The organism is Streptomyces sp. G-G2, from assembly GCF_030063135.1.
Taxonomy (GTDB): Bacteria; Actinomycetota; Actinomycetes; order Streptomycetales; family Streptomycetaceae; genus Streptomyces.
Window position 1 is genome coordinate 113,217 of record NZ_JASISO010000022.1, and the last position, 13,494, is coordinate 126,710.

14 protein-coding genes are annotated in these 13,494 nt (G+C 72.8%); 5 read left to right on the forward strand and 9 right to left on the reverse strand.

Going from position 1 to position 13,494, the window contains the following annotated elements:
• Positions 1–34 precede the first annotated feature (34 nt).
• The 4 genes from QMF80_RS19205 to QMF80_RS19220 all read right to left on the reverse strand — a co-directional run bounded on the left by QMF80_RS19205 (position 35) and on the right by QMF80_RS19220 (position 4,836).
• A complete protein-coding gene (locus QMF80_RS19205) occupies positions 35–913 on the reverse strand; it encodes a prephenate dehydrogenase (RefSeq protein ID WP_283454902.1) in 879 nt (292 codons plus the stop codon).
• Positions 910–3,027, reverse strand: a complete 2,118-nt coding sequence (pabB, locus tag QMF80_RS19210) for an aminodeoxychorismate synthase component I (RefSeq protein ID WP_283454904.1) — start codon at positions 3,025–3,027, stop codon at positions 910–912. The genes QMF80_RS19205 and pabB overlap by 4 nt, the downstream gene beginning before the upstream one ends.
• Positions 3,024–3,320 carry a chorismate mutase family protein gene (locus tag QMF80_RS19215; RefSeq protein WP_283454906.1) on the reverse strand — a complete coding sequence of 99 codons (297 nt, stop codon included), beginning with the start codon at positions 3,318–3,320 and terminating at the stop codon, positions 3,024–3,026. The genes pabB and QMF80_RS19215 overlap by 4 nt, the downstream gene beginning before the upstream one ends.
• Positions 3,321–3,555: 235 nt before the next feature.
• A complete protein-coding gene (locus QMF80_RS19220; protein ID WP_283454908.1) occupies positions 3,556–4,836 on the reverse strand; it encodes an MFS transporter in 1,281 nt (426 codons plus the stop codon).
• Positions 4,837–4,934: 98 nt separating this feature from the next.
• Here QMF80_RS19220 and QMF80_RS19225 point away from each other — a divergent pair, with 98 nt between their 5' ends.
• A complete protein-coding gene (locus tag QMF80_RS19225; protein WP_283454910.1) occupies positions 4,935–5,861 on the forward strand; it encodes a LysR family transcriptional regulator in 927 nt (308 codons plus the stop codon).
• Here QMF80_RS19225 and QMF80_RS19230 read toward each other — a convergent pair.
• A complete protein-coding gene (locus QMF80_RS19230) occupies positions 5,812–6,873 on the reverse strand; it encodes a LuxR C-terminal-related transcriptional regulator (RefSeq protein ID WP_283454911.1) in 1,062 nt (353 codons plus the stop codon). The genes QMF80_RS19225 and QMF80_RS19230 overlap by 50 nt on opposite strands.
• 155 nt (positions 6,874–7,028) lie before the next feature.
• On the opposite strand from QMF80_RS19230, the gene QMF80_RS19235 reads away from it, so the two are divergent.
• The gene (locus QMF80_RS19235; protein WP_283454913.1) at positions 7,029–8,195 is read left to right on the forward strand and encodes an ATP-grasp domain-containing protein; all 1,167 of its coding nucleotides are present in this window, start codon (positions 7,029–7,031) and stop codon (positions 8,193–8,195) included.
• Positions 8,196–8,472: 277 nt separating this feature from the next.
• Here QMF80_RS19235 and QMF80_RS19240 read toward each other — a convergent pair whose 3' ends face one another.
• A complete protein-coding gene (locus QMF80_RS19240) occupies positions 8,473–9,192 on the reverse strand; it encodes an alpha/beta hydrolase (RefSeq protein ID WP_283454916.1) in 720 nt (239 codons plus the stop codon).
• A gap of 115 nt (positions 9,193–9,307) precedes the next feature.
• Between QMF80_RS19240 and QMF80_RS19245 the strand changes: the two genes are divergently transcribed.
• The 3 genes from QMF80_RS19245 to QMF80_RS19255 all read left to right on the forward strand — a co-directional run bounded on the left by QMF80_RS19245 (position 9,308) and on the right by QMF80_RS19255 (position 11,842).
• Entirely contained in the window at positions 9,308–10,456 is a 1,149-nt protein-coding gene (locus QMF80_RS19245; protein ID WP_283454918.1) for an adenosine deaminase, read from the forward strand.
• Between the two features lie 139 nt (positions 10,457–10,595).
• Positions 10,596–10,880 carry a hypothetical protein gene (locus QMF80_RS19250; RefSeq protein WP_283454920.1) on the forward strand — a complete coding sequence of 95 codons (285 nt, stop codon included), beginning with the start codon at positions 10,596–10,598 and terminating at the stop codon, positions 10,878–10,880.
• Between the two features lie 185 nt (positions 10,881–11,065).
• Positions 11,066–11,842, forward strand: coding sequence for a hypothetical protein (locus QMF80_RS19255; protein ID WP_283454921.1), 777 nt, complete (start codon positions 11,066–11,068; stop codon positions 11,840–11,842).
• Positions 11,843–11,871: 29 nt separating this feature from the next.
• On the opposite strand, the gene QMF80_RS19260 is transcribed toward QMF80_RS19255, so the two are convergent.
• From QMF80_RS19260 to QMF80_RS19270, 3 genes are read right to left on the reverse strand one after another with little or no spacing between them, the layout of a single operon-like run.
• Positions 11,872–12,078, reverse strand: a complete 207-nt coding sequence (locus QMF80_RS19260) for a PspC domain-containing protein (protein ID WP_283454922.1) — start codon at positions 12,076–12,078, stop codon at positions 11,872–11,874.
• A 38-nt stretch (positions 12,079–12,116) separates the two neighbouring features.
• On the reverse strand, positions 12,117–12,725 hold the full coding sequence (locus QMF80_RS19265) for a VanZ family protein (RefSeq protein ID WP_283454924.1): 609 nt from the start codon (positions 12,723–12,725) through the stop codon (positions 12,117–12,119).
• A 43-nt stretch (positions 12,726–12,768) separates the two neighbouring features.
• A complete protein-coding gene (locus QMF80_RS19270; RefSeq protein ID WP_283454926.1) occupies positions 12,769–13,377 on the reverse strand; it encodes a PH domain-containing protein in 609 nt (202 codons plus the stop codon).
• Positions 13,378–13,494 lie beyond the last annotated feature (117 nt).

Below are 13,494 nucleotides of genomic sequence, written 5' to 3' on the forward strand. Positions count from 1 at the left end.
GGGAAGGAAGGAACCGGGTCGGACCCGCGGGGGATCAGACCGAGGCGAAGATCCGCGCGCAGAGGTCGCGGTAGTTCTCGAGTTCGGCGCCCAGGGCGCCTCGGACCGTGGCCATCAGGGCCGCGAAGTCGGACTCGTCGCCGTCCTTGACGGTGTCGGCGAGCCGCCGGGCGGCCTCGGCGAGCGCCGTCCGGGCGCCCGCGGCCTGCGGGTTGGCGGACTGGACGTCCCAGTACACCTCCGGCGTACCGGAGGAGACCCGGGCGAGCAGCGAGGCGAGCGTCTTGTGCGGCGGCGGGGCGATCCGGCCCACCTCGACGCTGTCGGTGCCCAGCCCGTGCAGGGCCAGCCCGAAGGAGAGGACGGTGGCGTGGGTGAGCGCCTGGGAGACGGCGGTCAGCCGGTCGTGTTCGACGGCGTCGACCCGGACGACCCGGGCTCCCCAGGACTCGACCATGCCCAGCAGTTCGGTGGTCAGCGGGCCGTCGTAGGTGACGGACGCGGCCACCACCCGGCCCTCGAAACCGAGGGCCGGGGCGAACATGGGGTTCAGGCCGAGGCCCTCCACCCCGTCGAGGTGGGCGCTCAGTTCCTCGGCGATGCGCTGCTTCACCGACAGGGTGTCGACCAGCAGGGTGCCCGGCCGCATCACGGCCGCCACTCCCTTGATCGAGGCGAGCGCCACCGGCTCCGGCACCGCCAGCATCACCAGGTCGGCGAGCCGCAGCTCCTTCGCCAGGGCCGGGGAGATGTCGGTGATGTCGCCGTGGATGCGGCGGGCACCGCCCGCCGCGGGTTCCCCGGCGCCCGCCGGGTCCACCACGCAGATCATGATGCCGCTGCCGAACAGCTTCTCCGTGAAGAGCCGTCCCACCGCGCCCTGTCCGCCGACGATGACCGCGCGGCGGATCACGCCGCGCTCCCCGAGGCGTTCGCCGACGCGGCCGACGCGACCGGGCGGAGCGCGGTGCCCACCACGGCCTGGACCATGGCCCGGGACTTCACGACGGTCTCCTCGAACTCCTCCTCGGCGTCGGACAGCGCGATGACCGCGCCGCCCACTCCGAAGGTCACCCGGTCCTCGGTCGCCACCAGCGTGCGGATGACGATGTTCAGGTCGGCGGCCCCGGAGAGCGAGAACCAGCCCAGCGAACCGGAGTACACCCCGCGGGCGCCCTCCTCCAGCCGGTCGATGATCTCCATCGTGCGGATCTTGGGCGCACCCGTCATCGAACCGCCGGGGAAGGCGGCCCGTACCGCCGTGACCGCCGACTCGCCCTCGCGCAGCGTGCCGCGCACGGTGGAGACCAGCTGGTGCACGGGGGCGTACGTCTCCACGTGGAAGAGCTTGGGCACGTGGACCGAACCCACCTCGGCGACGATGTTGAGGTCGTTGCGGATCAGGTCGACGATCATCAGGTTCTCGGCCCGGTCCTTCTCGTTGCCGAGCAGGTCCTGGCGCAGCGCTTCGTCCTCGGCGGGGGTGGCGCCGCGCGGCCGGGTGCCCTTGATGGGCTTCGACTCGGCGGTGCGGTCGGTGCCGATGGTCATGAACCGCTCCGGGGAGCCGCTCAGCACCGAGACCCCGGGGAAGTCGAGGAGCGCGCCGTAGGGGACGGGGCTGATCCGGCGCAGCGCCGCGTAGGTCTCCAGCGGGTCGATGCGCGCCTTGATGCCGACCTGGTTGGTCAGGCACACCTCGTAGCTCTCCCCGTCGACGATCTCCCGGTGGATCTCGGCGATCCGGTCCAGGTACCCGGTCCGGTCGTGCCGCATCCGGATGATGTCGGCGAGCGCCGGGTCCGTCATGCCGGTGGTGGCGAAGCTGCGCGGGGCGGCGGCGCCCGCGGCGCCCGCCGGAGCCGGGCCGAGGGCCACCAGTCGGGCGGACGTACGGTCGAGCCAGCCCGCGGCGTCGGCCTCGGTGGTCCCGCCCCGGGTCAGGGCGAGCAGGTAGGCGGCGCCCTCGGCGTGGTCGAAGGCGACCATCCGGTCCGCGAAGAGGAGGGCGGCGTCCGGGGTGTCGGCCTTGTGGGCCTGGTGGCCGCCGCTGTCGGCCTTCAGCTCGTAGCCGAGGTAGCCGACGTAACCGAGGTTGAACTCGAAGGGCAGCCCCTCGGGAACCTCGATCCGGCGGTCCGTCAGCTGCTTCTCCAGGTAGTCGAAGACGCTCTCCTCGACCAGTTCGTCGCGGCCGTCGCGGCGCTGGATCCGGACGGTGTGCTCCAGCACCTGGTAGGTGAGGTACTCGGCGAGCGGGCCGGTGCCGTCGCCCATGAAGGAGAAGCGCGAGAGCCCCTCGGTGACGTTGCTGCTGTCCAGCCAGAAACCGTGGTCGTTCCCGGCGAACAGCTCGCGGTAGACCTCCTCGGCGTCGGGCAGCATCGGCACCTTGCGGACCTGGACGGCGTACGCCCCGGCCCCGGCCGCGGCCCGGGCACGCCGGGACGCTCCCTCGGCGAGGGCCAGGTCACGGAAATTGGCGAGGAGTTCACGGCCGTAGCCGCTGCTGATCGACTCGGGGTGGAACTGCACCCCCCAGACGGGCAGGTCGCGGTGGCGCACCGCCATCACGACCCCGTCCTCGGTCCAGGCGGTCGGCTCCAGCTCCTCGGGCAGCCGGATGGCGGCCAGCGAGTGGTAGCGCACCACCGGATAGGGGGACGGGATGCCCGCGAAGAGCTCCCCGCCGGTGTGGGTGATCTCCGAGACCCGGCCGTGCATGGGCTGCGGCGCGTGGCCGACCTCGCCGCCGAAGAGGTGGCAGATGCCCTGGTGCCCGAGGCAGACCCCGAGGACGGGCAGTCCGCTCTCCAGGATGGCGCGGGCGCTGATGCCGAAGTCGCGTTCGCGCTCCGGGCGGCCGGGGCCGGGGGAGATCACGACGGCGTCGTAGTCGTCCATCGACAGCGTCGACCACTCGGTCTCGTTGGTGACGACGACCGGCGGACGGCCGTTGACCTCGCCGAGCAGCTGGTAGAGGTTGTAGGTGAACGAATCGTGATTGTCGATCAGAAGAGTTCTCATGAGCTGATCACCAAGTCCTCGACCCGGCAGGTCTCCTCGATCACCAGGTCATAGAGAGCACGCAGGAAGTCCCGGTCGATTCCGTGGGCGCTCCCGTAGGCCGCTGCACGTTCCTGGACGAGACCGATGCGGTGCGGCTGCATCATCGGAATGCCCTGGTCCTTCTTCACTAGGGCGATCTCGACACATACGCCGATGCGCGCCCTTAAGTCTTCGAGAAGGCGCTCGTCGATCCGGTCCAGCTTCGCGCGCAACTCGTCAATCCCGGCGGTGGCTTGCGCCGTGGCCTTCATGACTACCTCCCGGTCGGTCCCGTCACGGATATCGGTTCATGCACACAGCGTGACCCGTCGGGACGGTGCGGGGTAAGGGAGGCCAAGGCTCAGGTCTGCGCACTGCGCATGAGTGAACGTTGCCGCCGACCACCCCGCGCGGGGCGCCCGCGACAGCCCGAAGGCCCCCCGGGACAGCGGGGGGCCTTCGGTACTCGCGGGCGCTCGGCCGCAGGTGGGGAGGGGTGGGCGGGGGTCAGCGGGCGACCGCCGCCAGGTGCGTGCCGCGGCGCTCGGCGCGGGCCGCGTGGGACCCGTACAGCGTGATCGTCACGACGCCCAGGACGGCCAGCAGCGCCAGCGCGACCGTGGCACCCCAGCCCGCCGCGTGATAGGCGAGCGCGCCGAGGGTGCCGCCCGCGCTGGAGCCCAGGTAGTACGCCGACTGGTACAGCGCGGACGCCTGCGCGCGGCCCGTCTTCGCGGTCCGGCTCACCGAGGACGAGGCGACGGCGTGCCCGGCGAAGAACCCCGCCGTGATCAGCACCAGCCCCGCCAGGATCGCGCCGAGCGTGTCGGACAGCGACAGCAGCAGCCCCGCCGCGGTGGTGGTCACCGCGAGGTAGAGCGCGCCCCGGCGCCCCGTCCGGGCCACCAGCTGGCCGGCCGCCGCGGAGGAGGCCGTACCCACCAGGTACACCAGGAAGACCGAGCCGATCACGCCCTGCCCGAGGGAGAACTCCTCGGCCAGCCGGTAGCCGATCACCGTGTACACGGCCCCGAACACCGTCATGAACAGCGCGCCGATCCCGTACAGCCGCAGCAGCAGCGGATCCCGCAGGTGCCCGGCGACGGTACGCCCCACCGCGCGCGGATTCAGCGACGCCGGGCGGAAGAACCGCGCCGGGGGCAGCAGCACCAGGAACGCCACCGCGCAGACCAGCGACATCAGCCCGACCGCCAGCAGCCCGCCGCGCCAGCCCCAGGCCTGCGCCGCCCAGCCGGTGACGATCCGGCCGCTCATCCCGCCGATGGAATTGCCCGCCACGAACAGGCCGATCGCCCCGACCAGCGCCTTCGGCCGGACCTCCTCCGCGAGGTAGGCCATCGCCGAGGCGGGAATGCCCGCGATCGCCGCGCCCTGCACCGCGCGCAGGGCCACCAGCCATTGGAGGTTCGGCGCGAAGGGCACCAGCAGACCCACGGCGACGGCGGTCACCATCGACCAGGTCATCATCCGGGTCCGCCCGAACCGCTCGGACAGCGCGCTGAGCGGCAGGACGAAGAGCGCGAGCGCGCCGGTGGCCGCGGACACCGTCCAGCTGGCCTGACCGGCCGTCACGCCGAACCCGGTGGAGATCGCGGGCAGCAGGGCCTGGGTGGAGTAGAGCAGCGCGAAGGTCGCGAGACCCGCGGCGAAGAGCGCGAGGCTCATCCGGCGGTAGCCGGGGGAGCGGGGCTCGTGAGGTTCAGGGGTGGGGAACGACGGGGTGGAGGCACCCGGGATGACGGGTGCCCCGGTATGAGCGGGAGGCATACAGCGAAGGTAGGCCCCTCTTTTTTATGCGTCCAATGCGTGGAATCGCGATAATCGATACGTCTGTGTATGAGTACAGCTCAGAGGGGTGCCTGTTCATGACTCGTTACGAAGAAGACATGAGCGTGACAAGTTCGCTGGCCCCGCGCCTCGCGTACTTCGTCGCCGTGGCCCGTCACGAGCACGTCACCCGCGCCGCCCAGGAACTCGGCGTGCCCCAGCCCACCCTCTCCCGCGCCATCGTCCGCCTCGAACAGGAGCTGGGCGTCACCCTGTTCGCCCGCCGCGGCCGCACCGTCGCCCTCACCACCGCGGGCCGCACCTTCCTGGCCTCCGCCGAACAGGCCCTCGCGGGGATCGCCCGCGCCGCCGAATCCGTCCAGCTCGACGCGGACCCCGCCACCGGCAAGGTCGCCTTCGGCTTCCTGCACACCCTCGGCCCCGAAACCGTCCCCGGCCTGATCCGCGCCTTCCGCGCCGACCACCCCAAGGTCCGCTTCTCCCTCGTCCAGAACTACGGCGAAGCCATGCTGGAACGGCTGCGCGCCGGCGAACTCGACCTCTGCCTGACCTCCCCGCTGCCCGACGCCCCCGACCTGGTCGCCCGCCGCCTCGACGAACAGCGGCTGCGCCTGGTCGTCCCCGACGACCACCGCCTCGCCACCCGCAAGCGGATCCGGCTCGCCGAAGCCGCCGAGGAAACCTTCGTCACGCTGGAATCCGGCTACGGCCTGCGCCGGATCACCGACGACCTGTGCGCCGAAGCGGGCTTCACCCCGCGGGTCGCCTTCGAGGGCGAGGAGGCCGAAACCCTGCGCGGCCTGGTCGCCGCCGGCCTCGGGGTCGCCCTGCTGCCCCCGCCCGCCGTGGCCCGCCCCGGCGTGGTCGAGCTGACCGTCACCGCGCCGCGCGCCGTCCGCGAGATCGGCGTCGCCTGGCTCGACGGCCACCCCGACACGCCCCCGGTGGCCGAGTTCAAACGCTTCCTGCTGTCCCGCCGGGGCCGTCTGATCCCGGAACTGTGACCAGCCCCCTCCCGGCGACCCCCGCCAGCAGGTACCCGGCGTGGAACCGGGACTTCGCCCCCACCGCCCGCATGATCTCCGCGATGTGCCGCTGACAGGTCCGCTCCGACATCCCCAGCCGCCGCGCGATCACCTTGTCCTCCAGCCCCTCCGACAACAGCCGCACGATCTTCTGGCGCAGCTCGTCCGACAGCGACCGCGCCTGGTCCGGACTCACCGTCGAAGCGAACGGCTCCGCCTCCACCCACGACCGCTCGAACGCCTCCGTCATGAAGTGCACGACGGCGGGCTCCCGCACCACCAGCGCCGCGCCGCTCACGTCCGGCACCGCCATCAGCGCCGTACGCCCGTCCACCACGATCATCCGCATCAGCCCGTCGCCGAGGGTGCGGACCTGCGCCCCGCGGGCCGTCACCCGTTCGACGTAGGCCGCCGTCGGCCGCGAGTAACGCGCCGTGTGCTGGTAGAGGGTCCGCATCCGCACCCCGCGCGCCAGCACCGACTCGTCCCGCCCGATCGCCTCCTCCAGGGTGGCCGGCGGGCGGCCGCCACCCGGCTGCGAGGTCAGCACCTCGCGCTCGCACGAAGCCACCAGCTCCGCGATCACCGCGCGTACGGCGCCCAGGTCCGTCACCAGCTCCAGCGCGGCCAGCCCCTCCAGGTCCCGCCGCGCGGCCCCGGCCTCGTACTCCGGCACCAGCGCGTCCAGCCGTCTGCGCACCAGGTCCATCTCGTCGTGCGTCGCGCGCATCCGCAGCGCCAGCGGGGCCAGCGCCCGCGCCACCGCCGCCCGCGGCGACACCGCGCTCCACCGGGGCCCGCCGTCACCCCCGGGCTCCGCCGGGACCGGCTGCACCAGCTGGGCGGCCGCCAGCTCCGTCAGGGCGGCGGCGGCCCGCACCCCCAGGGCATCGGTGGCCTCGGCCGCGCCGAAGGCGTGCCGCTCGACGGCGTACGCGTACAGGCGCCGGGCGGCCGGACTGAGGGCGTCCGCATCATCATCGGCTGGCATATGCATATTCGTCCCGGAATAGAGAGGGTTGTAAACCCCTCAGGTTCCCGCACGGCACCAAGACGATGCCTGGAGGCGGCCCCCAGGCATATGCCGAACCGGCACAGTGGACCCACGGCCTCGGCCGGGCCCCGGGGGGAGGCACGAGGTGAGTGGTGGAGACGGTGGGAAACCAGGAGCGGCACGACACGCACGTGACCGCACCCGGGACCGTCCCCGTAGCCGTCCTCCTCGGCCCGCGCCCGGCCGTGATCGCGGCCGCCCGCCGTGCGGGCGCGCGCACCGTGGTGGTCGCGCCGGGCCCGTCCGTGCCGTCCGACCGTGAGGGGGCGGAGCGGCCGGTACGAGCGGACTGGCGCGACCACCAGAGCCTGACCGGGGAACTCGCCCGCCTGGCCGCGGTCCGCGAAGGCCGGGCCGCCGTCTTCGGCTTCGACGCCGCCACCGCGCTCGCCGCCGCCCGCGCCAACGAGGCGCTCGGACTGCCCGGCACCCGGCCCGACACCGTCACCGCCCTCATGGACAAGGCCGCGCTGCGCGCCCGTACCAACAAGGCCCTGCACCCCGGCTGGCCCGTCTCCTTCGCCCGCTGCGGGCGCGCCGACCTGCTCCCCTTCATCGCCGGACTCATCGGCTACCCCTGCGTGGTCAAACCGCGCGCGGGCGCCGACGGCGAAGGCGTACGCCGACTGTCCGGCCCGGCCGACGCGCGGGCCGCCGCCGGGGCCTACCCCGAGATCACCGACCTCCTCGTCGAGGAACTGCTCGAAGGCCCCGAACTCGCCGTCGAAGCCCTCTCCCGGGCGGGCCGCCACCAGATCCTCGGCTGGACCCGCCGACTGCCGGGCCCCGGCCTGACCGTCGCCGACCACCGGCTGCCCGTCCCCCTGGACGCCCGGCTCGCCGAATCCTTACGGTCCCTGGTCCGCCGGGTCCTCGATCTGGCCCGGCACCGGGACGGGCCCTCCCACACCGAAGTCGTCCTCACGGCGCGCGGCCCCCGCCTGATCGAGGCCCACCCCCATCCCGGCGCACTCGAACCCACCCTGCTGCGGCTGGCCACCGGCACCGACGTCCTCGCCCTCGCCGTGGCGGCGGGCCTGGGCCTGCCGTCGCCGCTGCGCCAGCCCCGCGCGGCCCACGCTGCCCTGCGCTACGTCGGCGTCACCCCGCCCGCCCCCACGGCCCTGGCCGCGGCCCGCGCCCTCCCGGGCGTGATCCGCGTCCAGCTCTCCCACCCCCACCCCTACATCCTCGCCACGGCCCCCACGGCCAAAGCCCTCTCCACCACCCTCACCCAAGCCACCACCCTCCTCCCGTAAGCCCTCGCCCGGGCCGTTCCAGCCCCGCCGGGCAAGCTGATGGCTCCCAGCGCAGGCAGTTCAGGGCGGTTGGGCCCTGCCCGGGCCGTTCCAGCCCCGCCGGCGTTTGAGGCGCCCCCGGGGGTAGTGCGGGTCGCGCCCGGATGACGGTCGGAAGTCCGGCGCCGGGCCGAGGCTGCCTCCGGCGGGCCCTCAAACGCCGGGCAGGCTGAATCGCCCGGCGCGGGCAGCCGCCGGGCCGGCTCGAAGCGGGTCCCCGGAAGGTGGCGGCGGCGGCTCAGCCCCGCAGGGAGCGGCCGAAGCCTGAGGCCAACGGCATGCGCAACCCCAACGGCGGCGGAGCAGCCATCGCATCCGTCACCGGCCGCGAATACCGCCCCGAACACACCGCCCCCACCACGAAGTCCACGGCCAGCGCCACCACCTCCCCCTGGTGCTCCCGCAGCCCGTGCCCATCGGAATGCACCTCGAACCGGCATGTCGCCCGGTTCGCCTTCTTCGCCCGCGTCGCCAGCCGGAACGACGACTGCGGGTCACTGCGCGCGTCGTTGGTCCCGTGCACGATCAACACCTGCCGCCCGGACAGCTGCTTGACGGGTTCGAGCGTTCCCCCCGCCCCCACCTCCGGCAGGCAAGGCGCCAGCGCCACCACGCAGGTGACCGCCTCGTGCCCCGCCTGCGCCAACGCGTCCCGCCCGCCCGCGTCGTACCCGGCGAGGCACACCGGTACGTCCCCGTAGCGGCGTAACGCCTCCTCCACGGCCCACCGGACCCCCTCGGCCCGCCCCTCGGCCCCGTACCGCACCGTGTGCGCGACCAGCCCCGCCGCCCCGCCCGACCGGGCCAGCGCCCGCGCGAGCGGCGGCAGCGGACCGCGGGAGAATCTGGACGCCCCGGGAAGCAGGAGCACCACACCACTGACTGTCGACCCCGAGCCGATCGCACCGACAGCCCGCCCCAGGCGGGCCCCGCGCGTCGGCGGCGCATGCTGTGCCATGGCGGAACAGTCTCAGACCGACCACCGGGTGCACCACCCGTCCGCACGGTCACTGTTACGTATCACCCGGGCCGCCCGCCCTACGCTCTACGCGCGTAGGAGCTAGAGTGCGCAGATGACGAGCGAGACCCCCAACCTGCCCACCCCGGATCAGATCCGCCGCTCCCCGAAGGTGCTGCTCCACGACCACCTCGACGGTGGCCTGCGCCCCGGGACCATCATCGAGCTGGCGCACAAGGCCGGCTACGAGAACCTCCCCGAGACCGACGCCGACAAGCTCGGCGTCTGGTTCCGGGAAGCCGCCGACTCCGGCTCCCTGCCGCGCTACCTGGAGACGTTCGCGCACACCTGCGCCGTCATGCAGACGAAGGAAGCCCTGTTCCGGGTCGCCTCCGAGTGCGCCCAGGACCTGGCCGAGGACGGCGTCGTGTACGCCGAGATCCGCTACGCCCCCGAGCAGCACCTCGAAGCCGGTCTGACCCTCGAAGAGGTCGTCGAGACCGTCAACGAGGGCTTCCGCGAGGGCGAGCGCCGCGCGCGGTCCAACGGCAACCGCATCCGTGTCGGCGCGCTGCTCACCGCGATGCGCCACGCGGCCCGCGCGCTGGAGATCGCGGAGCTGGCGAACCGCTACCGCGACAACGGCGTGGTCGGCTTCGACATCGCCGGGGCCGAGGCCGGGTTCCCCCCCACCCGCCACCTCGACGCCTTCGAGTACCTCAAGCGCGAGAACAACCACTTCACGATCCACGCCGGCGAGGCCTTCGGCCTGCCGTCGATCTGGCAGGCCCTGCAGTGGTGCGGCGCCGACCGCCTCGGTCACGGTGTGAAGATCATCGACGACATCGAGGTCGCCGCCGACGGCTCGGTCACGCTGGGCCGCCTGGCCTCGTACGTCCGGGACAAGCGCATCCCCCTGGAGATGTGCCCGACCTCGAACCTGCAGACGGGCGCGGCGCTCTCCTACGCCGAGCACCCGATCGGGCTGCTGCGCAAGCTGCACTTCCGCCTCACGGTCAACACCGACAACCGGCTGATGAGCGGTACGAGCATGAGCCGGGAGTTCGAGCACCTGGTGGACACCTTCGGGTACTCGCTCGACGACATGCAGTGGTTCACGGTCAATGCGATGAAGTCCGCGTTCATTCCTTTCGATGAACGGCTGGCCATGATCAACGACGTGATCAAGCCGGGTTATGCGGAGCTGAAGTCCGAGTGGCTGTTCCGGCAGACCGCTTCGACCAGCGGTTCTGTCTCGGCCTAGGCCACGGCATGACGTACTGAAAGCGCCCGGGAGGAGCAATTCCCGGGCGCTTTCTCATATTTAAGGATGTTTGCGGGACCGGGTTTGAAGTGACTAGTTTGCGGAGCCGCTCAATTCCCCGTCGCAAGGACGATTCTTCATGAAGCAGTCAGCTGCCAAGACCCTCGGTGTCGCCGTCGTCGGTGCCGCCTTCGCCGCGGCCGCCGCCGGTACCGCCTCCGCCGCCGTGCCCGCGATCGGTGTCGCCGACGCGCTCGGCACCGTGACCTCCGCCGCCCAGGGCCTCTCCAGCCAGCAGAAGGTCGCCCCCGGCGAGGAGGCCCAGCACTCCCAGTCGAGCGACCCGGCCGAGGCCCTCAAGCCCGTCACCGGCCTGCTCGGCGGCCTGCCGACCAGCAACCTCCCGGGTGGCCTCGGCGGCTGACCCCGCCGGGCGGCGGACCGTACCGCCGCCGCTGCGGCACACGGATCCGAACGGGAAATTCGTACGCGGATCCGCACGTGCACACGCATGGCGCACACCCCTTCGACGGGGTGTGCGCCATGTCGTGCCGTGTGCCACGATCACCCCCAACTGCACGCCGCCGCACGGGGTATGAGGTCGAGTACATGCGCATGAAGGCACGAGCGGCCCTGGTCGCGTCGCTGGCTCCCGTACTCCTGATCGGCGCCGTCGGGTGCACCACCGCGGGCGGCTCCGCCACGGGCCGGAGCCCGGACCCGAAGGGCCCCGCGACCACCCCGGCCGCCCCCGGCTCCACCGGCGCCCCCGGCTCCACCGGCACGCCCGGAACCTCCGCCACGCCCCGCACCGGCAGCGCGCTGGAGAAGGGCGCCCTGGAACAGGGCGATCTCGTCGGCTACCAGATCTCGGCCCAGGGCAAGAACCCCAACGCACCCGACGGCCAGCCGCGGGCCGACAAGAAGGCCTGCCAGCCGCTCGCCGACGTCATGGGCGACAAGCCGGACCCGGCCGCACGGGAGACCGTGAACCGGGGCGTCGGCTCCCAGACCCAGCTGGGCCTGGCCATCTCCGCCTCGGTCAGCTCCTACGCCGAGAACGACGCGAAACAGCTCATGACCCGGCTGAAGGCGGCCGTCGCCGCCTGCGGCGCGGGATTCAACGCCACCGTCCAGAAACAGACCGGCAGCTACCGCGAGGTGAAGGCGGCCGACTACCGCACGGGCGCCGACGACAGCGTCAGCTGGACCGTCGTCGCGGCCGCCCAGGGCGTCTCGGCCCACGTCCACCTGGTCCTCGTACGCCAGGGCTCGACGATCGTGCGGCTGATGGCCCTCAACGTCGCGGACGCCCAGCGCAAGGGCGACGTCCCGCACGACCTCACGGACAAGCAGATCCAGAAGATCAAGCAGAACATCCGCTGACGGGGACCACCCGGGCCACCGCCCACCGGTTACCAGCTCGCGGCGCCGGAATTCGTCTTCTCGTTCGGCAGGACCACCCACAGGGCCAAGTACACCAGGAACTGCGGACCCGGCAGCAGGCAGGAAACGACGAAGATGGCGCGCATCGTGTTCGCGGAAATACCGAAGCGTCGCGCCAGGCCGGCGCAGACTCCGCCGATCCAGCGTCCGTCACGGGGGCGGGCAAGGGCGCTCATGGTTTCTCCTTCGTAAGGGATCGCTTTCTTGCGATGCCTCAATACTCCCGGTGAATCGCCGAAAGCACCTCGGTCCACGGACCGATACGAACCCTGGTAACTCTCGGGGTCGGTCCCTGAGACCGCGCCCGGGCGGGCGTCGCGGGCCCGCGCCGCGCCGCGACCCGCTTGCGTGAGCGCCGCAGCCGGGCCCGCAGGGCCGGTACGACGGCCAGGTGGGCCAGCGCCACCCCCACCGCGTTCAGCAGCACCGAGTCGACGTCGACCACCCGGCCCGGCACCGCGGTCTGGAGCATCCCGATGCTGACCGAGACCAGCGCGCCCGCCGCGACCGTACGGGCCAGCGAGGACCATGCCGCCAGCGGCGAAGCCGACAGACGGCCACCCACCAGCGGGAGCAGCACCCCGATCGGAGCCAGCAGTATCAGGGACGAGCCGATCCGCCGCGCCGCCTCCAGGGGCCCGTAGGCCAGGTCGGCTCTGATCCCGGCGAAGGGGGTCAGGTTCGCGGAGGCGGCCCATGGCACGTCCAGGGGTCGCAGGGTCGCCCAGGCGACGAGCAGGAGGTGAACGGCCAGCAGACCGCCGCCCACGAGCCGGAGCCGGAATTGAATGGCGGCGCTGCCGCCGACCTCATGACGCTGCACACCTGCGAAGACGCCGTAGCCGGTAGCCGCGGTTCCGGGTAGGTCAGCGTGTGGCGAGGAGCACGATCAGAGCGACCGCTCCGATCGCGGCGGGCGCGATGATCTCGTACGACCACCGCACCTTCACCCCGCCCTGCGCCCCGGCCCGCGCGGTCCCGCGCTCGGCCAGCTCCGTCAGCTCGTGCACGGCCTTGTCCGCGGAAGCCCGCGCCAGGTCCTTCACGGCGGCGGCCTCGGCCCCGGCGCGCCCGGCCCGGCGGCTCACCTTCTTGCGCTCGCGCAGCGAGACGGGGATCGACCACAGCTGGTACGTCGCCCCCTCGGCCAGCACCTCCGCCGAGTACCCGGCGCGCACCGCGTCCACCGAGGCCCAGGGCAGCTCCAGGGTGCGGAAGGGGTTCCGCACGCGCAGCCGGTTGTCGTTCGCGAAGACGGCGGGCCGCAGCGTGAACGCCACGACCAGCGGCACCCCGAACAACAGCACGGCCCCCGCGATCCACGGCGCCGACCCGCTGCCCCGCACCAACGCGTCCCCGCACAGCCAGGCCATCAGCGCGAGCAGCAGCACCCCGGTGACCATGGCCATGGGGGAGCGGTACACCCGGTCGTCGTAGACCGGCTCATCGGCAGCGGGAGGCACAGGGCTCGTCATGCCCCCGATTCTGCCGCACGCCTGGCCACCCCGGCGGCCCCCGGCCCCGCCGGGGGCCGCCGGGGTCGGGGCGCGGCTTCGCCGCGGGGGCTTTGGCTTCGCGTGTCCGGGGTGGGG

Excerpts from the sequence above, each read along its gene's own strand:
- QMF80_RS19240 (WP_283454916.1), bottom strand. The coding sequence starts at position 9,192 with ATGGCACAGCATGCGCCGCCGACGCGCGGGGCCCGCCTGGGGCGGGCT.
- QMF80_RS19230 (WP_283454911.1), bottom strand. The coding sequence starts at position 6,873 with ATGCCAGCCGATGATGATGCGGACGCCCTCAGTCCGGCCGCCCGGCGC.
- QMF80_RS19225 (WP_283454910.1), top strand. The coding sequence starts at position 4,935 with ATGACTCGTTACGAAGAAGACATGAGCGTGACAAGTTCGCTGGCCCCG.
- QMF80_RS19260 (WP_283454922.1), bottom strand. The coding sequence starts at position 12,078 with ATGAGCGCCCTTGCCCGCCCCCGTGACGGACGCTGGATCGGCGGAGTC.
- QMF80_RS19270 (WP_283454926.1), bottom strand. The coding sequence starts at position 13,377 with ATGACGAGCCCTGTGCCTCCCGCTGCCGATGAGCCGGTCTACGACGAC.
- QMF80_RS19255 (WP_283454921.1), top strand. The coding sequence starts at position 11,066 with ATGCGCATGAAGGCACGAGCGGCCCTGGTCGCGTCGCTGGCTCCCGTA.
- QMF80_RS19245 (WP_283454918.1), top strand. The coding sequence starts at position 9,308 with ATGACGAGCGAGACCCCCAACCTGCCCACCCCGGATCAGATCCGCCGC.
- QMF80_RS19220 (WP_283454908.1), bottom strand. The coding sequence starts at position 4,836 with ATGCCTCCCGCTCATACCGGGGCACCCGTCATCCCGGGTGCCTCCACC.
- QMF80_RS19250 (WP_283454920.1), top strand. The coding sequence starts at position 10,596 with ATGAAGCAGTCAGCTGCCAAGACCCTCGGTGTCGCCGTCGTCGGTGCC.
- QMF80_RS19215 (WP_283454906.1), bottom strand. The coding sequence starts at position 3,320 with ATGAAGGCCACGGCGCAAGCCACCGCCGGGATTGACGAGTTGCGCGCG.
- pabB (WP_283454904.1), bottom strand. The coding sequence starts at position 3,027 with ATGAGAACTCTTCTGATCGACAATCACGATTCGTTCACCTACAACCTC.